Source organism: Marinobacter denitrificans, from assembly GCF_008795955.1.
Lineage (GTDB): Bacteria > Pseudomonadota > Gammaproteobacteria > Pseudomonadales > Oleiphilaceae > Marinobacter > Marinobacter denitrificans.
On sequence record NZ_VMHN01000001.1, the window covers coordinates 1,242,449 to 1,267,980 of the forward strand.

A 25,532-nucleotide genomic window follows, 5' to 3' on the forward strand; every position below is an offset into this window, starting at 1 on the left:
CAGGTTAATGCTCATGACTGGAAAAACTGTCCTGATCGTCGATGACGAGGCGCCTATTCGCGAGATGATTGCCGTTGCCCTCGAAATGGCCGACTACGACTACCTTGAGGCAGCGGATGCCCGCGAAGCGCATGCCCTGATTGTCGATAAACAGCCCGATCTCATTCTGCTTGACTGGATGCTTCCCGGTACCAGCGGTGTTGAACTGGCGCGTCGCCTTAAAAAAGAAGAGGCCACCGCTGAAATTCCCATCATCATGCTCACCGCCAAGGTTGAGGAGGACAACAAGATCCAGGGCCTGGAAGTGGGTGCCGATGACTACATCACCAAGCCCTTCTCGCCCCGGGAGCTGGTAGCCCGGCTCAAGGCCGTGCTGAGGCGCACCACACCTGCCGGCGTGGAAACCCCCATCGAGGTAGATGGCCTCACCCTGGATCCGGTGGGCCACCGTGTTACCACCGAGACCGGCGCACTGAGTATCGGACCTACGGAATATCGGCTGCTCCAGTTCTTCATGACACACCAGGAACGGGTTTATACTCGCTCCCAACTGCTGGATCAGGTATGGGGCGGGAACGTCTATGTTGAGGAGCGCACCGTTGATGTGCATATCCGCCGCTTGCGCAAGGCGCTTGGGGACCAATACGATCACCTGATCCAGACCGTGCGGGGCACCGGCTACCGGTTCTCTACCAGGGCCGCATAACCGCAAACCGGCGCCCTCAACCCCGCAAGGGCCGGAACTGACTCAGGGGCAGCAGTAATGCAACACAACTGGTCAAGGTATGTGCGGTGGATCATCGCGTTCCTGGTCGCCTGTACGGCGATCGGGCTTTTCTTTGGCGAGCCGCTGTACGGGCTCACCGTGGGCCTGCTTGCCTACCTCTGGTGGACCCTCGCCCAGGCAAAGCGCCTTTATCAGTGGCTGGGCAACCCTGGGGGCAGCGACGAAGCCCCGCAAAGCGTCGGTCTCTGGGGCGACATCTTTGACGGCCTTCACAAACTCCACCAGACCCACCTCCGCACCCAGGACAGGCTTCGCGCCCAGATAAACCGGGTTCAGGAATCCACCAATGCGATGCGTGATGGCGTCATCATGACGGATTCACGGGGCGCCATGGAGTGGTGGAACGGCTCGGCGGAGAACCTGCTGGGTTTTCGTCGCGGCTCGGACCAGGGCCAGTTCATCCACAACCTGATCCGCAATCCCGCGTTCAAGGCCTATTTCGACTCCAGGGACTACCGCGAGCCGCTGGACCTGAATTCCCCAGCACGTCCCCATATACGTCTGCAGATCCAGATCAGCCTGTTTGGCGATGATGACCGACTGATCGTGGCCAAGGATGTCACCCGACTCTACCAATTGGAACAGATGAGACGGGACTTTGTCGGCAACGTGTCCCACGAAATGCGAACACCACTGACAGTGATCAGCGGCTATCTGGAAACGCTGGTAGACAACGCCGACGACCTGCCCCCGAAGTGGCGCCGGGCTATCAATACCATGGCGCAGCAATCCTCTCGCATGGAAGCACTGATTACCGACCTGATATTGCTGTCAAAGATTGAAACCGGCGAACAGTCCGTCAGCGATGCGATCACGGACGTCAAGGCGCTGATCAACCAGATCTGCCATGACGCCAGGGCCCTCAGTGGCGAGCAGGGCCATGAGTTCGATATCACCATTGCCGAACGCCACCTGCTCAGGGGCGACGAGAGCCAGTTGCGCAGTGCGTTTTCAAACCTGATATTCAATGCGGTGAAATACACCCCGGCAGGCGGGCAGATCAGTGTTACCTGGCATACCGATCGTGACGGTGCGCACCTGGCCGTGAAAGATACCGGTATCGGTATTGATCCGGTCCACATCCCGCGGCTCACCGAGCGCTTCTATCGCGCCGACCCCAGCCGGCACAAGGAAACCGGCGGCACCGGCCTGGGGCTGGCGATCGTGAAACATGTTCTGCTGAACCATGACGGCCGGCTGGAAATACGCAGCCGTATTGGCGATGGCAGCGAGTTTATCTGTCACTTTCCCCGTCAGCGACTGGCGGAAAGGCTCCCTGAAACCGCTTCCTGAAGCCTTCCCGTTCAGGCCTAGCCCCCGCTTCGGAATCGGGCGATAAAGCGGGACAGGTCTTCCAGTTTTTGCGGGTCTTCGTCCACAAATCGGATCGTTACGCTGACAAAATCCGTATCCTGCCGCTTTTCTACCGCCTGCAACTGATGCACGTAACCGTTCAACCGTGCCACCTGACCCTCGGCTACCTCGATATCCACCACTGCCTGATCGAGGATGCCGGGGAATTCCTGGTCCCGCTTGGCGATTACCCGGACTTCTGTGAGCGTAATGTCCTTGACCACCGAGCGCAGGGTGCTCTCCGCAAAACGAACCGAGGCCACACTCATGGCCGGACGGGCTGACCCACCAGGGGCAGTGGCTGGCTTACCAGGACGAGTCGGCGTGGGAGAAGACGGCTCCCGCTTCTGGGTCAACAGGGTGGCAGACTCCTTGAAGGCATCGGCGGGGCCGCCCATACTCTTGCCGCTACGGTCCATAGCATCCTTGAGCCGCCGCCCCATTACCTTGATGATTTTGTTGCTCAGCCCCTCGGGGCTGAAGGGCTTGCCCAGGTATTCCGATACCCCGCCCTTGACGGCCTCCACTACATGATCCTTGTCGCCGCGACTGGTAATCATGATAAACGGCACTTTTTCGTACTGGGGTTGCTGGCGCATCCACTGCAGCAGTTCCAGGCCGGACATCTCCGGCATTTCCCAGTCACACAGGATCAGGTCAAAAACCGTACGAGACATCAGTGACTGGGCCCTCCGCCCGTTCTGGGCGTCGGTAGTTTCGATCACCGGGAAGCGCTGGCGCACTGTCCGTTTGACCAGATCCCTAACAAAACTGGCATCATCCACCACCAGCGCCTTAAGCGTTGCCATGATTCGGACCTTTTTATTCAGAAGTTAGTCGTTATATCCCCAAACTATAGAACAAGCCGATACCCGGGAATAGCAAGGCTACAAAAAGACGACACAGGCAGGGCCGCAGGAAACTTCAGGTTAAAGAATTGTCACCGAAAGCGGCCAACAACGGTATTTAAGGGCAGCAAAAACAGGCTACCATGGGCCGGTAATATCCACTCCAGACCGAGGTTAAGCGTGCCGACCATATTCAGAGGGACTTTTGCGGGCAAACGGACGATTCGCCACCTTTCACTCGCCGGACTATTGGTAACCGGAAGCCTGCCCGGCGCTGCCTACAGCGACGCCCTGGAGGAGTTTCCCCAGTGCATTGAACGGCTGGAAAGCCAGGCAATTGATGCCGGCGTGTCGTCGGAAACCGCCAGCACCGTACTGGCAAGCGCCGAGTACCTGGAGCGAGTTATAGAGCTGGACCGGCAACAGCCGGAATTTACCACCACCTTTGCCGACTACCTTAACCGACGGGTAAACGAGCAGCGTGTCAGTAAGGGGCGTGAACTGCTGCAGGAACATCGTGAACTACTCGAGCGTGTTACCCGCGAAACCGGCGTACCGGCCCCCTACCTGGTGGCCTTCTGGGGCCTGGAAACCAACTTTGGGTCTTACTTTGGCAAGATGCCGGTACCCAGCTCCCTCGCCACACTGGCCTGTGACCCACGCCGCACTAAGTTCTTCACCGAACAGCTGATTGCCGCGCTGCAAATCATAGATGAAGGCTCCATTAAACCGGAACAGATGGAGGGTTCCTGGGCCGGCGCCATGGGACACGTGCAATTCATGCCAACCGTCTTCCTCCGGCATGCCGTGGACGGTGACGGTGACGGCAAGCGGGATCTCTGGAACAGCCTCCCGGATGCCATGATGTCAGCAGGCAACTTCCTGCAGGACCTGGGCTGGAATGGGGACTACCGCTGGGGACGGGAGGTTCTGCTGCCAGACAATTTCGATTACGAATTGGCGGACGGCCGCAGGCTTGAGCTCGACGAATGGCGCCAGCTGGGCGTTACCGATGCTTTCGGCAACGCCCTTGCAAAGGAGCCCATCAAGGCTTCCCTGGTCGTCCCGTCCGGCCACCGCGGGCCGGCCTTTCTGGCTTACCACAATTTTGGCGTAATCATGGGCTGGAACCGGTCTGAATTCTATGCCATCGCCGTAGGGCACCTGGCCGACCGTATAGCCGGAGCGGGAACATTGCAGAATCCCCCCCCGGAAGATCTCCCGGCCCTGTCGCGGGACAACATCCTCGCTATCCAGGAAGCGCTGAATGATGAAGGCTTCGACACCGGGGAACCGGATGGCATCATGGGCCCCAACACCCGGTCCGCCATACGGAACTATCAGGCTGACAACGGCCTGGTAGCAGACGGCTATCCTGGTGAGGCGGTTCTGGAATCGCTTGGCGTATTGCTCTGAAACCGGAGGAAGTGTCAGCGTTTTAGACACACACGCTCGGTAGAATATTTAACGCACTGTTATAACTAGGGATTTTTATCTGGCACGCATTTCGCTTATCGTGTCTGAAACCGCTACAGGTCGCCCTGTATCGAATCCAGACAATTGAAATTGCAGGCTAGATTATGACGTTATCCTTGAGAGCAATCACAGGCAGTGCGTTGCTGGCTCTGGCTACCAGTGTCGCGGCATTCCCAGTCAACCTGGAAACCATTGAAGGGGCGTTCGAGAACCCGACTGGCGCCATCGTCAGTGGCGAGGGAACAAACTCCATCCGGTGGGGCATACCGAAGTATCACCACTACCAGAGCGGATACGATTTCACCGCTTATAGTCCGCTCCCCCTACAGATCAATGATGACCAGCCGTTTGTGCTGGGAAAATTCACTCATATCAACGCACCCATCTATGGGGACACCCTGACTGGTGTCGATCTCAACGTTCAACTCGGTTTTGAAGGTGGCGCAGCCACTGAGGGTCGCTTCGTCTTCTCCCATGAGGAAACGCCCAACAATGCTTCCAACCCGTTTGAAATCTGCCTGTTCGGCCACTGCTTCACGCTCTGGGACACGCACAATGGTCCTGTTGACGACGTCGTCACTTTTGAAGAATCCATCATTTCCAGCTCCGGGTTCACTTACGGTGGCCAGATTTATTCACTGGAACTTATCGGTTTTGAAAATGGCACGAACGAATTCCACACTGCCGAGAAATCGATCAACTCAGTGGACTTGCTGGCAAAACTGAACGCCCGCTCAGTACCTGAACCCGGCACGCTCGCACTGCTGGGGCTCGGCCTGGCAGGTTTGGCTCTGACACGGCGCCGGAAAATCTGAGGCCCCATCAGACCTCACCCGTGATCCAAAAGCCGTTTCCACGCATAATACCTGTCGGATTCCACTGACAAGGTTTTATTAGCGATGGACTCGATAACCCAGGCTGCATTGGGCGCCTCGCTGGCGGGCGCGGTTGCCGGAAAAACCCTTGGCCGTTCGGCACTGTTGATCGGTGCGGCCCTGGGCACCCTGCCTGACCTGGACGTGGTTATCGACTACGGCACGGCAGTGGCCAACTTTACCCAGCATCGGGGCTTCAGCCACTCTCTGTTCATCCTGTTTCCGCTGTCGTTTTTCATCGCTTATGCACTGCATCGGTGGCGACCGGTGCTGGGTTACAAACGCTGGTTCGCTGTCACGGCCCTGATATTGCTGACACATCCGCTGCTGGACGCTTTCACCACCTACGGCACCCAGTTATTCTGGCCCTTCGGTCCACCGGTTGCCATCCACAGTATCTTCATTATCGATCCCCTTTACACGTTGCCCTTGCTGGCCGGCATACTCGCCTTTCTGTTCCGTGTCCCCAGTACAAGGGCCGTCATGGCGGGGCTGGTGTTATCGTCACTGTATCTAGGTTGGAGCGTGACTGCCCAGCAACTCATTTCGGACCGTGTAGAGCCGGCCCTTGCGCAGGAAGGCCTTGAAAACGCCCCCAGGATGGTCCAGCCAATGCCCTTCAACACGGTATTGTGGCGGGTCACCGTTATGGGTGAGAACCGCCGGGTGGAAATCGTCACCGGATTTCTCGACGGCGAGGGGCCGGTCATCCTGGAAAACTTTCCCCGCGACCCCGGTCTGGCCAGGGCGGCAGCCTCTCTCGAAGAGGGTCGACGTCTGGAATGGTTTACCGATGGTTTCCTGCATTACGATCAGGCTAACGGCAAGCTGACAGCGACGGATATCCGCCTTGGCATCCCCGGCGCTCATCCGTTTACCTTCATTCTGGCCAGTGATAATGGCAAGGGGATTACACCCGAGCCCAGTTCCCGTCTGGAACGTCCGGCTGTCGCAGGTGAGCTTCTGGGCGTATTGTGGAGCCGGATGACGGGTTCTGCCGAGGTTCTGTGCCTGGCCAGCCTGACCGTGCCACCACCAGGAGAGGGCTGCACCTGAGCATGCGTCTGGATTATTTCATAGCCAACGCCACTGCCCTGTCGCGCAGGGATGCGAAAAAGGCCATCAGTGCTGGTCTGGTGAAGGTAGACGACAAGACCTGTCGCAAAGCCGGCACACTGGTAGCGCCCGGGGCCGGAATCACCCTGGAAGGACAGCCCCTTGTGCTACCGGGCGAGCGCTACCTGATGCTTAACAAACCCAAAGGCGTCATCAGTGCCACCACGGACAGCCAACAACCAACCGCCCTGGATCTTCTGCCTGTCGGCGAGAGGCAGGGGTTGCATATCGCAGGGCGGCTGGATGCAGACACCACCGGGCTGCTGCTGCTCACCACCGACGGTCAATGGTCCCATCGAGTAACGTCGCCCAGGGTCCATTGCCCCAAGACCTACAGGGTAACCCTGAGCGAACCCATCGATGCTGCAGCCATTGCCCGGCTGGAACATGGCCTGGAACTGCGTAACGAATCCAGGCCCACTTCCCCCGCCAGGGTCCACAGGCTGGATGATCGGCTGATTGACCTGACCATTTCAGAGGGGCGGTATCATCAGGTACGGAGAATGCTGGCGGCCGTGGGGAATCATGTGGACGGCTTGCATCGATGGCGGATCGGGAGGATCGTTCTTGACCCGGCACTGGCACCGGGGCAGTACCGCGAGCTGAGTGCTGAGGAAGTGGACTGCCTGGCCTGATCAGGTTCGTTCGAACCGTTGGGCCTTGAGGTTCTTGCGAACGGAGCCTGCCTCGAAAACCTCTCCGTTCATGGCAATATAGACACCATGGGGTAACAGCCTTACCGCTGCCCAGGCAAAACCGATGTTGAAAACCGCGTCAGTGCGCCGCATGCGGGCCGGCTGCATGGCACCGGTAAGAACGATGGTCTTAGCCTTTACTGATAGCAGTGCTCGCGCCGTTTCAGCCATGGTGTCGGTACCATGGGTAATAAGAACATGTTCTGCGGCACAGCGGCTGACGGCGCTCCTGACTGCCTCGCGGTCTTCGTCCGTCATCTCCAGACTGTCCTTTCGCATCAGGCCCGACACTGAAAACCCTTCACGGATATTCGACTCCGCGAGCAGTTCTCCCACCAGGCTGTCTCCAATTTCAAATTCGCTATTGGCGTCGAAATACACTTTGTCGATGGTTCCGCCCGTGGTGAAGATTTCGATCATCGCCAGAAGTCCCGATAAATGCGGCGTCAGTTCGCACTGACTGTGGTGCTTTCAGAGGAAGCATACGCAGCGTTCTTTTTCCGCTCATACGCCCGCGCGGCTGTGGCTACGCTGCCACCCGCTCCGGTGGTCAGCCAGCGTTTGATGCGCCCCGCATCGCCCATGGGCGAGCGGGTACCCAGGGAATCCAGCAGCACTGTAACCACCGGCTTGCCGTCCATTTCGGAGAGCATCACCAGACAGCGCCCGGCTTCCGAGAGATAACCGGTTTTACTGACGCCCACACCCCAGCTTTCACGGTGGACAAGAACATTGGTATTTCCAAACGCAAGGCGGTAGCGGGGCTGTCGAAAGTGCCCGCTGAAGTAGCGGGTAGTGGAGTACTCACGAATCTGCGGGTACTTGCTGGCCGCCTTGACCAGGCGTACCAGATCCGCCGCCGTGGAAAGGTTTTCCGCCGACAGGCCGGTTGGGTCCACAAACGTGGTGTTGACCATGCCCAGTTCCCGGGCACGGCGGTTCATGGCTTCCACAAACGCGTCGTAACCACCCGGATGATGGCGGGCAAGGGTATAGGCGGCAAAGTTCTCCGACGACATTAACGCAATCCGTAGCACATCGGCCCGTTTCAGCTCGGACCCCGTACGAATACGGGTATAAGCATTGGCCGGTGCCGGGATGTGGCGCTCCCTGAACTCCAGCCACTCTGTGAGCGGCTGTCCTGACTCCATGACGATCAGAGCTGTCATCAGTTTGGTAATGGAGGCTATGGGCACGGGGCGGTCGGCATTCTTGCCATAGACCAGCTCGTCTGTGTCCGCATAAGCCACTGCTGCGTTCACCGAAGCCAGCTGCAACTCTGCCCTTTCTACAGCGCTGACAGGAGAAAACGTCGCCAACAGCAGCACTGTCATCGCCACTAAACCGGCCGATCGGATCATCATCTCAACCCTTCTTGTATTTATCTGCACACACTTGCCTTATCTGACAAGGGTACAACTATACCAGCCAAAACGCCCGCTGACTCCGGGCCGGGACGGTAAATGCGTAACAGGCACACCCGAGCGTTTAAAACAGTAAATGCAAAATTTCTTTAAATCCCGTAAAATTACATATAAATCATATTGTTACCAATTGATTCACAAGGTAACCAGACTGTAACAGGCATGCCGGAAAACCGGCAGGACACCAACAGAATGGATTCTTACACAACCGCATCAGACAGAACCCCGCCACCAAAAAACGCCAGCGTGCGTGGGGGCGGCATGTTCCGGTGGTGGTTGCCACTGATTCTGATCGTACTTGCCATCGCCTACGCGGGCCTGCTCGTCGGCCTACTGCCCCAGGCACTCGACGCCTATGCCCTCGAAACAAGTCAGGCGCTGATCCGAAAGGCTTTTATCGGCGGTGTCGTGGTATTTGCCCTACTGCTTCTGACCGGGGGTGGCTATCTTCTCAGGACTGTCAGGCGGCAGGAGCGGCGCAAGCGCCTGAGCGTTGATATGCGGGTTCGCCAGGAACAACAGGTTCGTTCCCAGATCGAACAGGACTATGATCGTCTGCTGAAATCCCACCGGGTCACAGGCAAGCCCACCCGGGCCATACTCGAGGAAACCCTCGACACTATCGACACCAGCCAGACCCCCTATACACTCTGCATGGTCAGGCTCTGCCGGTTCAATGAAATTGAACAGGCATTGGGATACCGTGCCGCCGAGGAACTGCTCAAGAGTTACCTCCGACAGCTGAACAGCTATCTTAAACGCCGCGTTGGCGCCCGCCTGGTGATCATCAATGGTTACGGGGTAGCTTCGGTAGACACCATTAACCACGCGTTCGCATTGTATCGCGAAAACGAGACTGATCAGATTCAGGATCTGCTCTGCGAGATAAGAGCCTGGCTGGACGATAACTTCCGGGAGGGCCGGTTTTCTTTCTCCTGGGGGCCCTCCCTCGGAGTGGCCCATGCGCCGGAGCACGGAGCCGATGCAGCCGGCATCCTGTCCTCTGCCGGTGTTGCCTCATTGAGTACCGGGCAGCGACTCACCGTCTACGACCCGGCTATCGCCGAATGGCAGTACCGCCAGCAGGTGCTGATGCTGGATGTGGAACACGGGTTGGCCAGCAACGCAATGTGGCTGGAATACCAGCCCAAAGTAAGCATACGCGACTCAAAAGTACGCTCTGTGGAGGCACTGATACGCTGGCGTCACCCGGAATTCGGGTTGGTGGCGCCTGACCAGTGGATCCCCCTCGCCGAACAGGTGGGCGTGATTCACCCTGTGACCCTGTGGGTCATCGAGAGGGCGTGTAGCGAATACCGTCATCTGACCTCCCGCTATGGGACCGGGGTCTCCCTGGCCGTCAATATTTCCGCCGTTGACCTGATTCACCCCGGCTTCGAAGACGAAATCTCTGACATCCTTGCACGCCATGGCATGAAGCCAGAGGATCTGATTCTGGAAATCACGGAAACAGCCATGATGACCGATCCTGAAGGGTCCGGAAGGGTTATCCACACCCTTAGCCGCAGGGGGTTCCGGATAGCAATGGACGATTTTGGGACCGGCCACTCCTCACTGGGCACGCTGGCAAGCTTTGACCTGGATGAGCTCAAGATCGATCGCAGCTTCCTCAAGGACATACTGGCGCATCCGACTCGCCAACGTATCTTTCGCGCCACTCTGGAACTCGGCGAGGCGCTGGATCTGAATGTGGTGGTCGAGGGTGTGGAGGATGAGGCCGTGGTTTGCTGGTTGCAGCAGTTCCCGGGCCTCTTTGGACAGGGTTATTTCTGGGGCCGGCCCGAACCGGCCAGCCCCTGAAGCAGTCAGGGGTTATCCGTCACCGCTCCTTCCGAAGCCGAGCCTACCGTTCGCGCATACTTGGCCAGTACCCCACGAGTAAACCTCGGAGCTGGTGCTGACCAGGCGTTCCGGCGATGCTCCATCTCCTCGTCGGACACCTCCAGTTCGATACGGTTGGCAACGGCATCAATGGTAATGGTGTCACCATCCTCCACCAGCGCCAGTGGTCCGCCTTCTGCCGCTTCCGGTGTGATATGGCCGACCACAAAGCCGTGGCTGCCACCAGAGAATCGGCCATCGGTAATCAGCGCCACATCGCTGCCCAGGCCCTTACCCATAATCGCGGATGTAGGTGTCAGCATCTCCCGCATCCCAGGGCCGCCTTTCGGCCCCTCATAACGGATGACCAGCACATCCCCGGCCACCACCGTGCCATCCATGATCCGTTCCTGGGCTTCTTCCTCGGAGTGGAACACGCGGGCCTGACCGGTGAAGTGGGTTCCCTCCTTGCCGGTAATCTTGGCCACGGCGCCTGTGGGTGCCAGGTTGCCGTACAGAATCCGCAGATGGCTGTCGGCCTTGATGGGGTTATCGAAGGCATGAATGATGTCCTGGTTTTCCGGATAGGGCGCCACATCCCTCAGGTTTTCCGCCAGGGTCTGCCCTGTTACGGTCAAGCAGCCCCCGTGCAGCATTCCCTTCTCCAGCAACATTTTCATCAGTGGCTGAATGCCACCGATCGCCACCAGTTCCGACATCATGTAATGGCCGCTGGGGCGCAGATCTGCCAGCACTGGCACCCGCTTGCCGATTTCCACGAAATCGTCCAGCGACAGTTCAACGCCGACCGTACTGGCCATCGCCAGCAGGTGCAGGACGGCGTTGGTGGAACCGCCCAGGGCAATAACCACGGTAATCGCGTTCTCAAAGGCTTCCCGGGTCATGATATCCGAGGGCTTGATATCCCGGTCGAGCAGATTGAGCACGGCGGCACCCGCCGCCCGGCAGTCCGCGGCTTTGGTGTCGGAAATGGCATTCTGGGCCGAACTGCCCGGCAGGCTCATCCCCATGGCCTCAATGGCCGACGCCATGGTGTTGGCGGTATACATGCCTCCGCAGGAGCCGGGCCCGGGGATCGCGGTTTCCTCGATCTGCTTCACGTCGATCAGTTCCAGGTCTCCTCGGGCATGAGCCCCGACCGCCTCGAACACAGATATGATATCGGTATGGTTCTTTCCGGGCATGATGGTGCCGCCGTAGACAAACACCGAGGGGCGGTTCAGACGCGCAAGGCCCATCATGCAGCCGGGCATGTTCTTGTCGCAGCCACCAATGGCAACGAGACCATCAAACCCTTCGCAACCGGCGACGGTTTCAATGGAGTCAGCAATCACTTCCCGCGATACCAGCGAGTACTTCATGCCCTCGGTGCCGTTGGCGATCCCGTCCGATACCGTTATGGTGTTGAACGTCAGGCTTTTGCCCCCTGCTTCGTCCGCCCCTGCGGCAGACTCTTCCGCAAGCCGGTTGATGTGCATATTGCAGGGGGTCAGGTTGCTCCAGGTAGAGGCAATACCGATCTGTGGTTTGCGAAAATCTTCATCACTGAAACCCACAGCCCGCAACATGGCCCGGCTTGCTGATTTCCCCAGACCATCCACAACCGGGGACGAGTAACGGCGGCGCTTGTCTTCTGTCATCGCGTTGTTCTCCTGTTAAACCACCGGCAGACCCGGCCTTGTTTCTGTTTTGAACATGAGATTGGCAGAAACACCCCCACACAGCAACATACCAGCGCCCCACGGCACACCTGGCCTGGCTCCGCCTCGGGCTGAATGATACTGTACGCCCTCCCGTATCTGGTGAGGCCTCTATCGGCCCACCCCTTCAACCGGAGCCTTATCCCGTTCATGAGAATTATTATCCGTTATTTTTTCCGTACCCTTCGGCTGATCCTGACGCCGTTCATGTTGATCAGTGAAAAGATCAGCACTCCGAAGAGCGTCGAGCGGTCCCCGGACGACCAGGGCCGTGTGGATAAAGCCTGCGAGAACCTGGCACTCTACCAGTTCAGCGCCTGCCCATTCTGTATCAAGGTCCGAAAGGAGATGGCCCGCCTTGGGCTGAACATCGAAACCAGGGATGCCCAGCATGACGAGACTCACCGCGAAGCCCTTGCCGCCGGCGGCGGCCGCGTCAAGGTCCCCTGTCTGCTGATCCAGGAGAACGGCAACGAGCAGTGGCTGTATGAGTCTGACGACATCAGGTCCTGGCTGCAGCAGCGGTTTGAACCCGCCACCAGCTGAGTACCGCCTCCCCTGCCAGGTGAACAAACGGTAAAACAAGATGCAGGTCCGAATGATCTGCATCAACGGTACTTCAGGTTCTCGCCTCTATAATCGCTTCATCCATTGAAGCCAAGGAGGCCCGTCATGTCATCCCCCAGAGATCCGGAATCAGTCGAGCAGCCCGTATCCGACTACGAGCGCTGGCGTCGGGGCTATGGCGTCATTCGGCACATCGAAACCACGTGCGTCCAGGCCCGGGAAATGGCCAGCGCCCTGGTTGCCGAAGGGCTTCAACCGGACACGGACACCGTCTATCGCAAGCTGGCCAGCCTCGACCGCCTGGCCAGCGCCGGCCTTTGGCTGGTGGCGCACATGACCTATACCAAACGGGTAGACACCAGTGGCACTCCCCTACTGCCCAATGACTTCAAAACCAATCCAGAGGGTCATACGGGCGGGGCGCTGAACATGGTTCCGGCCTATGCCGCTTACCTGGCGCTGAACAATCTCAGCGGCCAGACCCGAAGCTGGCTTATGGGCCAGGGCCATTGTGTCGCCGCCATCGACGCGCTGAATGTTCTGACGGGCAACCTGCATCCGGAACAGCAGGACCGTTACCAGGGCAAAGACGGGCTTTCCCGCCTGGTGTCTGACTTCTATAGCTACCGGCAGAGACCGGACGGGGGCATGGAGGCGCCGCTGGGGAGCCACGTCAGTCCTCACACCGCCGGCGGTATCAGCGAGGGCGGGTATCTCGGTTTCGCAGAACTCCAATACGCCCACATGCCGCTGCCAGGTGAGTCGTTGGTGGCCTTCCTGTCGGATGGCGCCGCTGAAGAACAGCGCGGCAGCGACTGGGTGCCACGCTGGTGGCGAGCGGAGGACTGCGGCTCTGTGCTTCCCATCATGATTGCCAATGGCCGACGGATAGAGCAGCGGACAGAACTGGGGACCCGCGAAGGCCTGGAACGGTTTGGCGAACACCTGGCGCACTGTGGCTTTGAGCCACTGCGTTTTGATGGCCGGGATCCGGCCGCCTTTGTTTGCGCTCTGTTCAGTATGGAGCGCAAGCTGAAAGACTATCGTCAGCAGGCGCTGAGCGGAGAACGGCCCTATCCTGTCCCTATCCCCTACGGCATTGCCGAGACGTCCAAGGGGTATGGCTTTTACGGCGCCGGCAGCAACCCCGCCCATAACCTGCCACTGCCGGGGAACCCCAAGATCGACACCAGGGCCAGGGAACTGTTCCATCATCATGCCGGTTTATTGTGGGTACCCCCTGAACAGCTGGCCAACGCAGTGAGTGAGCTCAACCAGCACTGGCAGCAGGACCGCCGTCTGGAACGGGACCACGCGCTGGCGACACGAAATCCGCCAGATCCCGTCATCCCAACACTGGCTTCCTCTCATGATTCGTGTTCACCCATGCTGGCAGTGGACGATTTTTTCACTGCCCTTGTCGAGGCAAACCCTGCCTTGAGGGCACGCGTTGGCAACCCGGATGAACTGGCGAGCAATCGTCTCGAAGGCGTGCTTAATGCCCTTAAGCACCGGGTAAATGACCCGGAGAGTGAACAGGAATCCGTTCACGGACAGATCATTACCGCTCTTAATGAAGAAGCCGTGGTGTCGGCCTGTCTCGCCAACAAGGCGGGTCTGAATCTGGTAGCCAGCTACGAGGCCTTCTGTGTGAAAATGCTGGGGGCTATCCGCCAGGAACTGATCTTTGCGCGCCAGCAAAAAGAAGTGGACAGGCCGGCCCGCTGGCTCGGCTTTCCGGTAATTGCCACCTCACACACCTGGGAGAACGGCAAAAACCAGCAGTCCCACCAGGACACCACCTTTTGCGAGTGCCTGTTGGGTGAAATGAGCGATGTCAGCCGCGTACTTTTCCCCGCCGACTACAATAGCACCCTGGAGGCGCTGCCCGGTGTCTACCTGGGCCGGGGACAGCTCACCTGCATGGTGATACCGAAACGTGATCGACCGATAGTGTTCGACAGGGATGAAGCACGGGCTCTGGCAAAAAATGGGGCATTGGTGGTAGATGAGGACACGTCCCCTGGCGAACCTGTCATGTTGATTGCCAACGGTGCCTACCAGCTCTCCGAAATGATCCGGGCCAGTGAGCGCTTGCGGGAAACAGGTACGCCCTTCCGGCTCGTGTATGTGCAGGAGCCGGGCCGCTTCCGTGAACCCCGGGACACCCTGGAAGCGGCGCAATGTGTTCGTGACCTGGAACAGGAGCGCCTTTTCCCCAGGCGGATGATGCGTCGCGTGGCCCTCACGCACATGCGCCCTGAGGTCTTCCGCGGCCACCTGGCGCCCTTGTTCCCCGAGCCTTCGACGTCCCGCGTCCTCGGCTACATCAACCGCGGTGGCACCCTGAACGAAGCAGGTATGCTGTTTGCGAACCGATGCTCCTGGGCCCATGCCCTCGCTGCCTGTGCAGACGTTCTGGAACGCCCCCCCGGGGAATGGCTGTCCAGCGCGGAGCTGGCAGCCGTTGAGGGGCGCGGTGATGCGGGGATTGTTACCCGGAGTCCGTGCTGACGGACTCTGAGGCTCCCCTGCCCAACCGACGCCTGAGCCAGGTTTCCAGTTCAAGAATCACCAGCACGACCACCCCGGCGCTTGCTGCAAAGGCCAGCGCGCCAGGAGTAAGCGGAGCGCTGGCGAAGGTCTGGTGAAATAGCGGCAGGTAGGTAAACAGCAGCTGCAGCAGAATCACAGCACCCACTGCCAGCAACACGATGGGGGTGCCCAGCACACCCCTCAGGGTAATGGAAGCGCTATCCAGGTAACGCACCGCGAATAGGTAGAAAACCTCCATAGCCACCAGTGTGTTCACCGCCAGCGTACGTGCGACCGCTTCATCCTCAAACTGAGCCATGGCCCAGTACCAGGCGGCGAAGATACCAATCAGGAACAACAGGGACAGAAAAGCGACCCGCCAGACCACGAACCCTGCCAGCAGAGACTCATCCCTTGGCCGCGGAGGTCGCTTCATGACATCCGGCTCGGTAGGCTCGAACGCCAGTGTCATGGCCAGAATCACTGAGCTTACCAGGTTGACCCATAAAATCTGCAATGCTGAAATTGGCAGCGCCAGCCCCAGCAAAAGCGCTGTAATAAGGCTGACGGATTCGCCGCCATTAATCGGCAGCATGAACGCAATGCCTTTCTTGAGGTTGGTGTAGACCGTACGCCCTTCACGAACGGCAGCCGCAATGCTGGCAAAATTGTCGTCCAGCAGTACCACCGAGGCTGCCTCTCGGGCAGCTTCAGAGCCTTTTACCCCCATGGCGATACCAACATCGGCCCGCTTGAGGGCGGGGGCATCATTCACGCCGTCTCCGGTCATGGCGACCACACCGTGCATGGCCTGCAGCGCCTCTACCAGACGCAGTTTGTGTTCAGGACTGGTGCGGGCAAAGATATCCACCTCGCTGGCCACCTGCTTCAGCTCGTTCTCGTCGAGCTGGTCCAGCTCCCTGCCGGTTATCACGCGGGCGGTATTCTTCAATCCCAGCCGTGCGCCGATGGCGCCGGCCGTCATGGCATGATCTCCGGTGATCATCTTTACCCGGATACCAGCGTCATGGCAGTCCTGGATAGCCTGGATAGCCTCCTGTCGCGGTGGGTCCAGCAGCCCTACCAGCCCCAGCAGTTCAAGGCCATCCTCAACATCCTCCACTGCAAGGGTGGTCTGTGAAGCATCCGCGGGTCTTCGTGCCAGTGCCAGCACCCGAAGACCTTCTGAGGCCAGCTCAGAAACGGCATCGGTCCAGGCCTCCCGGTCCAGCGACGTGGTATCACCGCTGTTGGTTACCATACTGGTACACATTTCCAGTATCCGTTCAGGAGCACCCTTTACATAAACGACGCCATGGCGGTGGTGATCATGATTGAGCGTCGCCATGAAACGGTATTCTGCGTCAAAGGGCACCTCGTCCGCCCGTGACCAAAGCCGCCCGTCCGTTTCCGGGTCAAATCCGACCTTCTGGGCGAATACCTTCAGTGCTCCCTCCATAGGATCGCCGGCCACCCTGATCGTGGCCTCATGTCGCTCCAGATGGGCGTCGTTACACAACGCGGACGCCCTGGCCAATTGGTCCAGCAACTCACTGCCAGACGCCAATTCGTTACCTTCCCGAATATCCCCCTCCGGCTCGTAACCTTCGCCCTCTATGTCCAGCCGTTGGCCGGCCACCACCGCCGCAGTCACCATCATTTCATTGCGGGTGAGGGTTCCGGTTTTATCAGAGCAGATAACCGACACGGCCCCGAGGGTTTCGATCACGGGCATGCGGCGTACAACCGCGTGACGGGTTGCCATCCGTCGCACGCCGATGGCCAGTGTAATAGTGAGAATTGCCGGCAACCCCTCCGGAATAGCCGCCACGGTCAGGCCCACAACCGCCATGAACAGGTCACGAACCGGTAGTCCACTCAGCGCGAGGCCACCACCAAATATCGCGATACCGGCAACAATGATGATCATGGACAGGTAGCGGGCAAAGCGGTCGATCTGCTCGAGCAACGGTGTTTTGAGGGTGGTGGTGTCTTGCAGCAGGCCGGAAATCCGGCCGATTTCAGTGTGTTCTCCTGTCCTCACTACCACCCCTCGGCCGGTGCCCGTTGCCACCATAGTGCCTGAGAAGGCCATGTTGAGCTGATCACCGAGAACAGCATCGGCGGGCTGCACATCGGTGGTTTTATCCACGGGCTCGGATTCACCGGTCAGCACCGCCTCTTCAATTTTCAGGTTATGGCAGCGTTCCAGCCGGAGATCCGCTGGCACCCGGTCTCCGGGTTCCAGCACTACGGTGTCACCGGGCACCAGGTCCGCGGCGTCGATTTTTTTCTGCCCCTCTTCACGGATCACCACGGCTTTGGGGGCCAGCATATGTCGAATTGCCGAAAGTGCCTGTTCGGCCTTACCCTCCTGAATGAAACCAACCAGGGTCTGGATAACCACCACCGCCATAATCACCGTGGTGTCCACCCAGTGGCCAAGCAAGGCGGTGATTACCGCAGCTGTGATCAGCACGTAGATAAGGAAATTTTTAAGCTGGTTGCCAAGGCGGGCAAGAGGACCGCGGCGACGTGCTTCTGGCAGCCGGTTGTGACCGTACTCGTTCAGTCTCTCGGCCACCATTTGGGCCGACAATGGCCCGGTAACAGAAAGCTCGGAACGGGTTTTGTCGATATTCATGGCGTGCCAATGCACGCCACGATTACCTGCAGGTTCTTCCACTTGAGAGGGGGGTGCTTCAGAGGATGACATTGCCGGACTCCCTGGCTGTATACCTGCCGCTATTGAAACCGGACGCGGGCCAGGAAGGGTTGCTTCAGGTCAAGATTAGCCCGGATTGGCCGGGGTTACCGGCCACTGAGTCAGCTTATCGAATTACTGCCTTCGCCTAGCCGTGAATAAACACCGGCCCGAAACCATAGTTCCAGAGGATTACGGAGCCTACCCGGGTAGATACCAGAATCACCAGTGCCACGGTCAGCAGTGCGCCCACGTACATCACCGCCTGATCCTTGGGGATACCCATGACAATCGGCAGGCCTTCATACATCAGCCAGGCGCCATAGCCGGCTGCCAGCAGGAAAACCAGGGCGTTGAACCAGGGCACCGGGTACAGCAGAGCAAACCCTGCCAGAAACAGGGGCGTGCAGGAGTACGCCGCCAGTGCAATACCGTTGGATGGCATAAGCTCCTCTTTCGCGCCGTAGGTCTTGGCCATCCAGTTGATCGCATAACCCAGGGCAAATACGCCCACAAGTATGGCCAAATAGGTCAGAACACTCATCTGCAATGCGCTGATTTCTGTCAGCTTGATCACACGGTCGCTGCCCACCGTCCAGCCGAAGTGCGCCGTGGAGATATACGCACATATCGGCGCGATGGCCGCCAGAACTAACACGTAGGCAACATAGAGCCTTCTGGGCGGGGCATGTTCCTTGCGGATTTCCGCCCACTCACTGTCGGGGTGGGTAAACAGGCCAAACGCGTGATTCAAAAGCATAGCTCGACCCTCTTGGGTTGATATTGTTGTTCACCAATAAAATTACGCTGTGCGGGTCTCAACAGATCAGACCCTGCTGTTCTTAACTATAGTCAAGAATTGCAGAAGGAAAAGCCGCAGGGGTATGAAATTCAGATGGTTTCCGGAATCAGGCGGTGCAAAAGACCGGGCGTGGGCAAAGCGTCGAAAGCGCCGTAATGCATCGCAGTATAGGCCCCACAGCGGGACGCAAATCTCAGTGCTTCCTCAAGCTTGGCCGGCTGTCTCAGCCAATGGTCGAACGTCCTGCTGTCACTGCTCTGCTCGGCAAGTCGGTACAACAGCCCGGCAACAAAGGAATCACCTGCAGCGGTGGTATCTTTCGCTTCAACCGACGGTGGGCTCAAGGAAAACATCCGCCCCGGGCTGTATACCTGTAGCGGTTTCGCCCCGTCCGATACCACCACAAGCCGACCTGTTGCCGGCTGCAAGTCACCGGGCGGTTCGACCCCTTCCCCGAACAGAGCCTCCAGCTCTTCCCGACTGAATTTAACGATATCCGCCATAGTGGCAGCGGTCAGGATGTGAGGTGCCGGCGATTCACCAGTTGGCCAGAGCGGTGGTCGATAATTTACATCGAAACTGACCAGGCAGTTATGCGCTCTGGCACGCCTCATCAATGAAAAGGTGGTCTCCCGAATGGCCGGCTCTGTCAGGGTATTGGAACAGAAATGGACGATGCGAGCACGCTCCAGCGCGCTGTCCGGGCACATGGAAGCTTCATAGAGCAGGTCGGCAGTTCCGGTCCTGTAAAAGGCAAAACTGCGCTCGCCCTCCTGGTCGAGGGAAACCAACGCCAATGCCGTCATCGCGTCGGCTGTCTGGCGGGTAAGCGAGACATCAACGCCGTATTTCACCAGCGCTGTTACGATGTCGCTCCCAAAGACATCCGCGCCTACCTGGCCGATGAAACCAGAACGGCCACCCAGTCTGGCGACACCCACCGCAACATTGGCAGGCGCCCCCCCGGGCTGTGGAATATACAGCTGCCGGCCTGATACCGATTCCCCACGCATATCTATGAGTGCCTCACCAAAACACAGCACCTTGGTCACGGGCAACTCTCCCGCACCAATAAACACGTGGGCAACAACACGTTTGTGTCTTCCTTCTCCCCGAGAAATATCCGCGCCGCAGTACGACCTTTCTCGGCACTCTGCTGGTAAACCGTGGTCAATGACGGATGCAGGTTAGCCCCCTCCGGAATGCCGTCAAACCCGACAATGCGAACGTCCTCTGGCACCCTCAGACCCATTTGCAGGGCGGCCTGGATAGCGGCCAGTGCAATCCGGTCACTCATGCACAACATAAGATCCGGGCGCGGGCTACTGGTAAGTGCCTCGCGCGCGGCCTGGTAAGCATCCTGGTGGGTATTGGTGGGCGTGGTCCAGATTCTGTCGGAGGAAACATGATGGCCTGCAGCCTCCAGCGCATCCAGATAGCCGCGAAGCCGGCGCACCGAGATGGCCCGCGTTTCGTTAAACAGCTCCTGATCACGGATGCGGCATACCCGGTCGGTATCCAACAGCCGCAAACCCATGATAGCCACATTGGTCGGTGGCTTTTTCAGGGCATGTTCGGCACTACACCTCGCCCCCTCATAGTTATCGATGTTGACCCAGGTACATCCCTCCAGGTCAAAATCGACGGCTACCATCTGCTTGCCATGCTGCAGCAGACGGTCGTAGGTACGGCCCTTTTTCAACCACCCGTATACGATAAAGCCGTCGACCATGGCTTCCTGTACCCGGCTGCGGTGTTCATCATCTTCCTGGCTGGATAACAGCAGCATGTTCATTTGCCGCTGGTCAAACACTTCAGCCAGCCCGTGGAGAAATTCGCTGGCCACCGGGTCTGTCAAGCTGTAGGCCAGGTTATCCGCCAGCATCACGCCCACGTTACCGGTGCGGCCGGTTCTCAGGCTGCGGGCGGCGGCATTGGGCCCGTGGTAGCCATGGCGTTTGCATTCATCCAGAATCCACCGACGACGGGCATCGGACAGCTGGTCAGGCCGATTGAAGGCGTTGGAAATGGTCGCCGTGGACACATTGAGCTTTTCTGCCATCAGCTTGACGGTCAACCGTTTTGGACGGTGATCGGGGTTTATTGTTTCCATTGCATACTGGCCCGTGTTTCAGTTACTGGCGGCTTGCAGATCAGTCTCATCCACCCTGTGCGTCCCCACCCGCGGAAGACTGTGGCCATCGGCGTCGAAAACATGCAGGCGCTCAGGCTCGGCGTCCAGCGCCACCCTTTGGCCGGTCCGGATCTGACAGGGCACAGATTCACGAACCACCACCAGTTCATCCATACCGGGCATTTCCAGATACACATAAGCCTCGTTACCCAGATATTCCACGTTCACCACTTCCAGGCCTGCATCCGGCCCCGAGAGCGAGATCCGGATGTGCTCAGGCCTCAGCCCGACAGTCATCGCGGCTCCATTCGCCATGTGGGAGGCGTCCCGCTCCACGGTTACTGTCCCCATGCCACACACCTCGACATCGACAGATCGGCCAGGGCTTGTGGACTTTATCCTGGCAGGTATCAGGTTCATTTTCGGCGACCCGATGAACCCCGCCACAAACAGGCTGGCAGGGGTTTCATACAACTCATAAGGAGTGCCTACCTGCTCGATGTGGCCACCGTTGAGCACCACGATCTTGTCGGCCAGGGTCATGGCCTCCACCTGGTCATGGGTCACGTAGATCATGGTGGACTGCAGCCGGTCATGCAGCTTCGCAATTTCCGTGCGCATTTGCACACGCAGGCTGGCATCAAGATTGGACAGAGGCTCATCGAACAGCATGATCTGGGGTTCCCGGGCCATGGCCCGGCCAATGGCTACCCGCTGGCGCTGGCCGCCAGACAGTTCACGGGGCTTGCGTTGCAGCAGACTGGTGAGCTGGAGCACCTCCGCTGTCTTTTCCACCCACTCCCGAACCTTGCCCTTGTTGGCCTTATCCAGTTTCAGCCCAAAGGCAATGTTCTCATACACGGACATATGTGGGTAAAGCGCGTAGGACTGGAACACCATGCCCACGCCCCGTTCCTTCGGAGACAGGTCGGTGACCACTTCACCGGCGATCTCGATATCCCCGGCCGTGGGTTCCTCCAGCCCGGCTATAAGACGCAGCAGTGTGGATTTACCACAGCCCGAGGGGCCGACAAAAACCACGAATTCTCCGTCTTCAACCCGCAGGTCCACACTGGGAATGATTTCAATCTTGCCAAAGGTTTTGTTGATTTTTTTCAGTTCCACACAAGCCATGGTGGAGACTCCTCTGTTGGGCCCGGTTCACACACCGGGCCCGGGTGTTTTACGTTTCTGCGAAAAATGCCTGATACGGTGGCAGCACAAGTTCATCACCGTCCTGGTAGCCATGGAAGCCATGCCCCTCCAGCGCTCTGGACGTCCTGCAGGGACACGGCAGCCGTAGCTCTTCCCCGGTCAGGTTCAGTGCTACCAGCAAGGTCTGCTCACCGGTGCTCCGGGTCCAGCACAGGGCATTCCCCGTATCGTCAAGAACCTTCAGATCGCCACGAATCAGCGCAGGCTGCTGCTGTCGCCAGTGGATCAGCTGACGCACTGCATTGAGCGTGGAGTCCGGGTCCGCTTCCTGGCGGGAAACAGCGAACTCCAGATGGTCGCGGTCCACGGGCAGCCAGGGTTTCCCTGAGGTAAACCCACCATTCGGTAGAGGCTCCCATACAATGGGCGTGCGGCATCCGTCTCGGCCACGGAACTCCGGCCAGAAGCTGATACCGTATGGATCCTGCAACTCTTCATAAGGAACCGAGGCTTCCGGAAGACCGAGTTCCTCCCCCTGGTACAGGGAAACGCTGCCCCGTAATGTCAGCATCAGGGCCATCAGCACCCGTGGGTACAGGCGCAGGTCCTCGCCACCATCCGCCCAGCGGGAAACAACCCGCACCACGTCATGGTTGCTCAAGGCCCAACAGGGCCAGCCATCACCAAGCCCCTGCTGATAGTTCCGTACCACTTCCCGCACGTAGCCCGGGCCGTGGCGGTCAGACAACAGGTCAAATGAATAGGCCATATGAAGGCGATCATCGCCGGCGGTGTATTCCGCCATCCTCTCCAGGGGCTTATCATCGCCGATTTCCCCCACCAAAGTGGTTTCCGGGTATTCGTCCATCAGCGCCCGCAGGTCGTTAAGGAAGCCGATGTTCTCCGGCTGGCTCAGGTCATTCACATGGCGCTGGTAGGTGTAGGGGTTCACCCCTTTTGCCACGAATGTCTTGTTTTCACCCGCCGGTACCGCCGGGTTGTCCGCGAGGCTCTGGTTGTGGAAATAGAAATTGACGGTATCCAGCCGGAACCCGTCCGCCCCCAGTTCCAGCCAGAAGCGCATGTTATCCAGGTTGGCCTGGCGCACTTCCGGGTTATGGAAGTTCAGGTCCGGTTGGCTCGCCAGGAAATTGTGGAGGTAATACTGTCCCCGCCGTGTGTCCCAGGCCCAGGCACTGCCACCGAAGATGGACAACCAGTTATTCGGTGGCGTGCCGTCAGGCTTGGGATCGGCCCAGACAAACCAATCCGCCTTGGGGTTGTCGCGGCTGCGACGGCTTTCCTCGAACCAGGGATGGGCATCCGAGGTATGGCTGATAACCTGATCGATGATGACTTTCAGATTCAGCCGATGAGCCTCGCTGATCAATGCCCGGAAATCCTCCATGGTGCCAAAAAGCGGATCGACGCCCCGGTAGTCAGACACATCGTAGCCAAAATCCTTCATCGGCGAGGTAAAGAATGGCGACAGCCAGATGGCATCCACACCCAGCGATGCCACATAGGGCAGCTTTTCGGTCGCGCCTCTGAGGTCACCAATACCATCCCCGTTGCTGTCCATAAAGCTGCGGGGATAGATCTGGTAAATAATGCCACCCTTCCACCAGGGCTGTGACTGGCTCATACACGTAACTCCTTGGTTAACCTTTGACCGCGCCCGCCGTCAGGCCGGACACGATTCGACGTTGAAAAATCAGTACCAGGACCACCAGTGGCACGGTGACAATCACCGACGCCGCCATCAGGTGCCCCCAGGGCAATTCGTGCTGGGATCCGCCGGTAATCAGCGCGATAGCGACCGGAACCGTGCGTTGGTCGTCTGTCAGCGTGAAGGTCAGCGCGAACAGGAACTCGTTCCAGGCGGCGATAAACGCCAGCAGGCCGGTAGTGGCCATGGCTGGCCCCATCAGTGGTATGAACACCTTGAACAGGGTGACCATCGGCGACGCTCCATCCACAATGGCGGCTTCTTCCAGCTCCTTCGGCAACTGCCGCATGAACGTGGTCAGAACCCAGACAGTGAATGGCAAGGTGAAAATGGTGTAGGAGAAGACCAGGGCCAACGGATCGTTGTAGAGATCGAATGCCCGGATAACCTCAAACAGACCGGACAGCACCGCCACCTGGGGAAACATCGAGACCCCGAGCACAATCATCAACACCGTTCCCCGACCGCGGAAGTGCACTCTCCCGAGGGCGTAAGCAGCGGTCAGACCAAACGCCATGGCAATGGCAACGGCGCAGGTTGCCACCAGGATGGAATTCCAGATGCTGGATACGAACGAACTCTGCCCAAGCACTGCCTGGTAGTTCTCAAAATTGAAGGTGGTGATCCAGTAGTCGATGTTGAACAGTTCCGAGCCGCTCTTGAATGACGTCAGAATCGCATAATAGAAAGGAAACACCGTGAACAGCATGATCGCTGCCAGCAGCAGCCCAAACCCGGCTTTCGCCACAATTTTTCTGAGCAGTTTACGGTTCATGCATCACCTCCGAACTGTTTGCGTCCCAGGTAGAGGTAGGTAATGGTCAGCAGGGCAATGATCAGGAACAGGACGGTCGAAGCCGCCGAGCCGTACCCCACATCCTGGAATTCCACCAGTTGCTGGCGGGCATAGACCGACATCGACATGGTGTCCTCGCTGTTGGAGGTGAGCACGTAGATCACATCGAACACCCGCAACGCATCCAGCACGCGGAAGATGATGGCCACCATCAGTGCTGGATAGATCAGCGGCAAGGTGACGCGAAAGAACACCCGCACCGGATGGATACCATCCACCTTCGCCGCCTCGTAGCAGTCCGATGGCAGCATCTGCAGTGCGGCCAGTGTCAGCAACGCCATAAAGGGGGTGGTTTTCCACACATCCACCATGATCACCGCCCACATGGACAGGTCCGAGTTGGCCGTCCAGTTCAGCGGCTCAGCGATCACGCCCAGCGTCATCAACATGTCGTTGATGATCCCGAACTGGTCATGGAGCATCCAGCCCCACATCTTTGCCGATACAATGGTGGGAATGGCCCAGGGAATCAGGGTGGCCGCGCGGATCAGACCACGCCCCCGGAACTGGGCATTCAGGGTCAGGGCGATAATCAGCCCCAGCACCGTTTCCGCTCCCACGGAAACCACCGTGAAGAACAGCGTATTCCAGACCGCCCGCCACCAGCTCGGGTCCGCCAGCACGCCATACCAGGCACCGTTGTCGTACACCAGATAGTTTTCGAACCCGATCATGCTGTAGGTGCTGATATCCGAGAAGCTGGCGTCGGTAAAGCTGAACCAGATGGTGCGCATCAGGGGCCAACCGGCAACCGCTGCCAGTACCACCAGCATCGGGATCAGGAACATCCAGGCCGCGCGCAGGCGCTGGCGATGCACTCTGTTGTGCCGCCGTGTAGGGGGAGCGGACCGGGCGAGTGACTGCTCGCCCGCGTCCGCGTTTGCTGAGGTAACGGTCGGATCAGCCATGGTCA

The 25,532-nt window shown here is 58.8% G+C and carries 21 protein-coding genes; 9 read left to right on the forward strand and 12 right to left on the reverse strand.

Going from position 1 to position 25,532, the window contains the following annotated elements; genetic code table 11:
* Nucleotides 1-13 precede the first annotated feature (13 nt).
* Nucleotides 14-706 (forward strand): phosphate regulon transcriptional regulator PhoB, encoded by a 693-nt coding sequence (phoB, locus tag FO268_RS05790; RefSeq protein WP_150990644.1) that lies wholly within the window; start codon nucleotides 14-16, stop codon nucleotides 704-706.
* A gap of 57 nt (nucleotides 707-763) precedes the next feature.
* Entirely contained in the window at nucleotides 764-2,080 is a 1,317-nt protein-coding gene (phoR, locus tag FO268_RS05795) for a phosphate regulon sensor histidine kinase PhoR (protein ID WP_150990646.1), read from the forward strand.
* A 17-nt stretch (nucleotides 2,081-2,097) separates the two neighbouring features.
* Here the strand turns inward: phoR and FO268_RS05800 are convergent, their stop codons facing one another.
* Nucleotides 2,098-2,949, reverse strand: coding sequence for a response regulator (locus FO268_RS05800; RefSeq protein WP_150990648.1), 852 nt, complete (start codon nucleotides 2,947-2,949; stop codon nucleotides 2,098-2,100).
* A 228-nt stretch (nucleotides 2,950-3,177) separates the two neighbouring features.
* On the opposite strand from FO268_RS05800, the gene FO268_RS05805 reads away from it, so the two are divergent.
* The 4 genes from FO268_RS05805 (at nucleotide 3,178) to FO268_RS05820 (ending at nucleotide 7,090) form a co-directional block, all read left to right on the forward strand.
* Nucleotides 3,178-4,404, forward strand: a complete 1,227-nt coding sequence (locus FO268_RS05805) for a lytic murein transglycosylase (protein WP_202336570.1) — start codon at nucleotides 3,178-3,180, stop codon at nucleotides 4,402-4,404.
* Between the two features lie 164 nt (nucleotides 4,405-4,568).
* The gene (locus FO268_RS22810; RefSeq protein ID WP_191966849.1) at nucleotides 4,569-5,279 is read left to right on the forward strand and encodes a THxN family PEP-CTERM protein; all 711 of its coding nucleotides are present in this window, start codon (nucleotides 4,569-4,571) and stop codon (nucleotides 5,277-5,279) included.
* An 84-nt stretch (nucleotides 5,280-5,363) separates the two neighbouring features.
* Nucleotides 5,364-6,395: a metal-dependent hydrolase gene (locus FO268_RS05815; RefSeq protein ID WP_150990651.1), complete on the forward strand. Its 1,032-nt coding sequence runs from the start codon at nucleotides 5,364-5,366 to the stop codon at nucleotides 6,393-6,395.
* Nucleotides 6,396-6,397: 2 nt separating this feature from the next.
* Nucleotides 6,398-7,090, forward strand: a complete 693-nt coding sequence (locus FO268_RS05820) for a pseudouridine synthase (protein ID WP_150990653.1) — start codon at nucleotides 6,398-6,400, stop codon at nucleotides 7,088-7,090.
* Here the strand turns inward: FO268_RS05820 and FO268_RS05825 are convergent, their stop codons facing one another.
* Both FO268_RS05825 and pbpG read right to left on the reverse strand, forming a co-directional pair.
* On the reverse strand, nucleotides 7,091-7,570 hold the full coding sequence (locus FO268_RS05825) for an asparaginase domain-containing protein (protein ID WP_150990655.1): 480 nt from the start codon (nucleotides 7,568-7,570) through the stop codon (nucleotides 7,091-7,093).
* Between the two features lie 26 nt (nucleotides 7,571-7,596).
* A complete protein-coding gene (gene pbpG / locus FO268_RS05830) occupies nucleotides 7,597-8,514 on the reverse strand; it encodes a D-alanyl-D-alanine endopeptidase (RefSeq protein ID WP_225316507.1) in 918 nt (305 codons plus the stop codon).
* 252 nt (nucleotides 8,515-8,766) lie between these two features.
* On the opposite strand from pbpG, the gene FO268_RS05835 reads away from it, so the two are divergent.
* Nucleotides 8,767-10,395: a putative bifunctional diguanylate cyclase/phosphodiesterase gene (locus tag FO268_RS05835; protein ID WP_225316508.1), complete on the forward strand. Its 1,629-nt coding sequence runs from the start codon at nucleotides 8,767-8,769 to the stop codon at nucleotides 10,393-10,395.
* Between the two features lie 5 nt (nucleotides 10,396-10,400).
* Here the strand turns inward: FO268_RS05835 and ilvD are convergent, their stop codons facing one another.
* Nucleotides 10,401-12,077 carry a dihydroxy-acid dehydratase gene (gene ilvD, locus FO268_RS05840; RefSeq protein WP_150990658.1) on the reverse strand — a complete coding sequence of 559 codons (1,677 nt, stop codon included), beginning with the start codon at nucleotides 12,075-12,077 and terminating at the stop codon, nucleotides 10,401-10,403.
* 210 nt (nucleotides 12,078-12,287) lie between these two features.
* Between ilvD and FO268_RS05845 the strand changes: the two genes are divergently transcribed.
* Both FO268_RS05845 and FO268_RS05850 read left to right on the forward strand, forming a co-directional pair.
* Nucleotides 12,288-12,683, forward strand: a complete 396-nt coding sequence (locus tag FO268_RS05845; protein WP_150990660.1) for a glutaredoxin family protein — start codon at nucleotides 12,288-12,290, stop codon at nucleotides 12,681-12,683.
* A 126-nt stretch (nucleotides 12,684-12,809) separates the two neighbouring features.
* Nucleotides 12,810-15,218, forward strand: a complete 2,409-nt coding sequence (locus FO268_RS05850; RefSeq protein WP_150990662.1) for a phosphoketolase family protein — start codon at nucleotides 12,810-12,812, stop codon at nucleotides 15,216-15,218.
* Here FO268_RS05850 and FO268_RS05855 read toward each other — a convergent pair.
* From FO268_RS05855 to FO268_RS05890, 8 genes are all read right to left on the reverse strand, one after another.
* Nucleotides 15,199-17,955, reverse strand: a complete 2,757-nt coding sequence (locus tag FO268_RS05855) for a cation-translocating P-type ATPase (RefSeq protein WP_150990664.1) — start codon at nucleotides 17,953-17,955, stop codon at nucleotides 15,199-15,201. The two genes, FO268_RS05850 and FO268_RS05855, sit on opposite strands and share 20 nt — an antisense overlap.
* 136 nt (nucleotides 17,956-18,091) lie before the next feature.
* Nucleotides 18,092-18,703, reverse strand: coding sequence for a Yip1 family protein (locus tag FO268_RS05860; protein ID WP_150990667.1), 612 nt, complete (start codon nucleotides 18,701-18,703; stop codon nucleotides 18,092-18,094).
* A gap of 131 nt (nucleotides 18,704-18,834) precedes the next feature.
* On the reverse strand, nucleotides 18,835-19,797 hold the full coding sequence (locus FO268_RS05865) for a carbohydrate kinase family protein (RefSeq protein WP_150990669.1): 963 nt from the start codon (nucleotides 19,795-19,797) through the stop codon (nucleotides 18,835-18,837).
* On the reverse strand, nucleotides 19,794-20,858 hold the full coding sequence (locus FO268_RS05870) for a LacI family DNA-binding transcriptional regulator (protein ID WP_150990672.1): 1,065 nt from the start codon (nucleotides 20,856-20,858) through the stop codon (nucleotides 19,794-19,796). The genes FO268_RS05865 and FO268_RS05870 overlap by 4 nt, the downstream gene beginning before the upstream one ends.
* Before the next feature lie 18 nt (nucleotides 20,859-20,876).
* Nucleotides 20,877-22,013, reverse strand: coding sequence for an ABC transporter ATP-binding protein (locus FO268_RS05875; protein ID WP_150990674.1), 1,137 nt, complete (start codon nucleotides 22,011-22,013; stop codon nucleotides 20,877-20,879).
* 49 nt (nucleotides 22,014-22,062) lie between these two features.
* Nucleotides 22,063-23,679 carry an alpha-amylase family glycosyl hydrolase gene (locus FO268_RS05880; RefSeq protein ID WP_150990676.1) on the reverse strand — a complete coding sequence of 539 codons (1,617 nt, stop codon included), beginning with the start codon at nucleotides 23,677-23,679 and terminating at the stop codon, nucleotides 22,063-22,065.
* A gap of 16 nt (nucleotides 23,680-23,695) precedes the next feature.
* Nucleotides 23,696-24,472, reverse strand: a complete 777-nt coding sequence (locus FO268_RS05885) for a carbohydrate ABC transporter permease (protein ID WP_404802911.1) — start codon at nucleotides 24,470-24,472, stop codon at nucleotides 23,696-23,698.
* A gap of 62 nt (nucleotides 24,473-24,534) precedes the next feature.
* Nucleotides 24,535-25,527 carry a carbohydrate ABC transporter permease gene (locus FO268_RS05890; RefSeq protein ID WP_150990680.1) on the reverse strand — a complete coding sequence of 331 codons (993 nt, stop codon included), beginning with the start codon at nucleotides 25,525-25,527 and terminating at the stop codon, nucleotides 24,535-24,537.
* Nucleotides 25,528-25,532 lie beyond the last annotated feature (5 nt).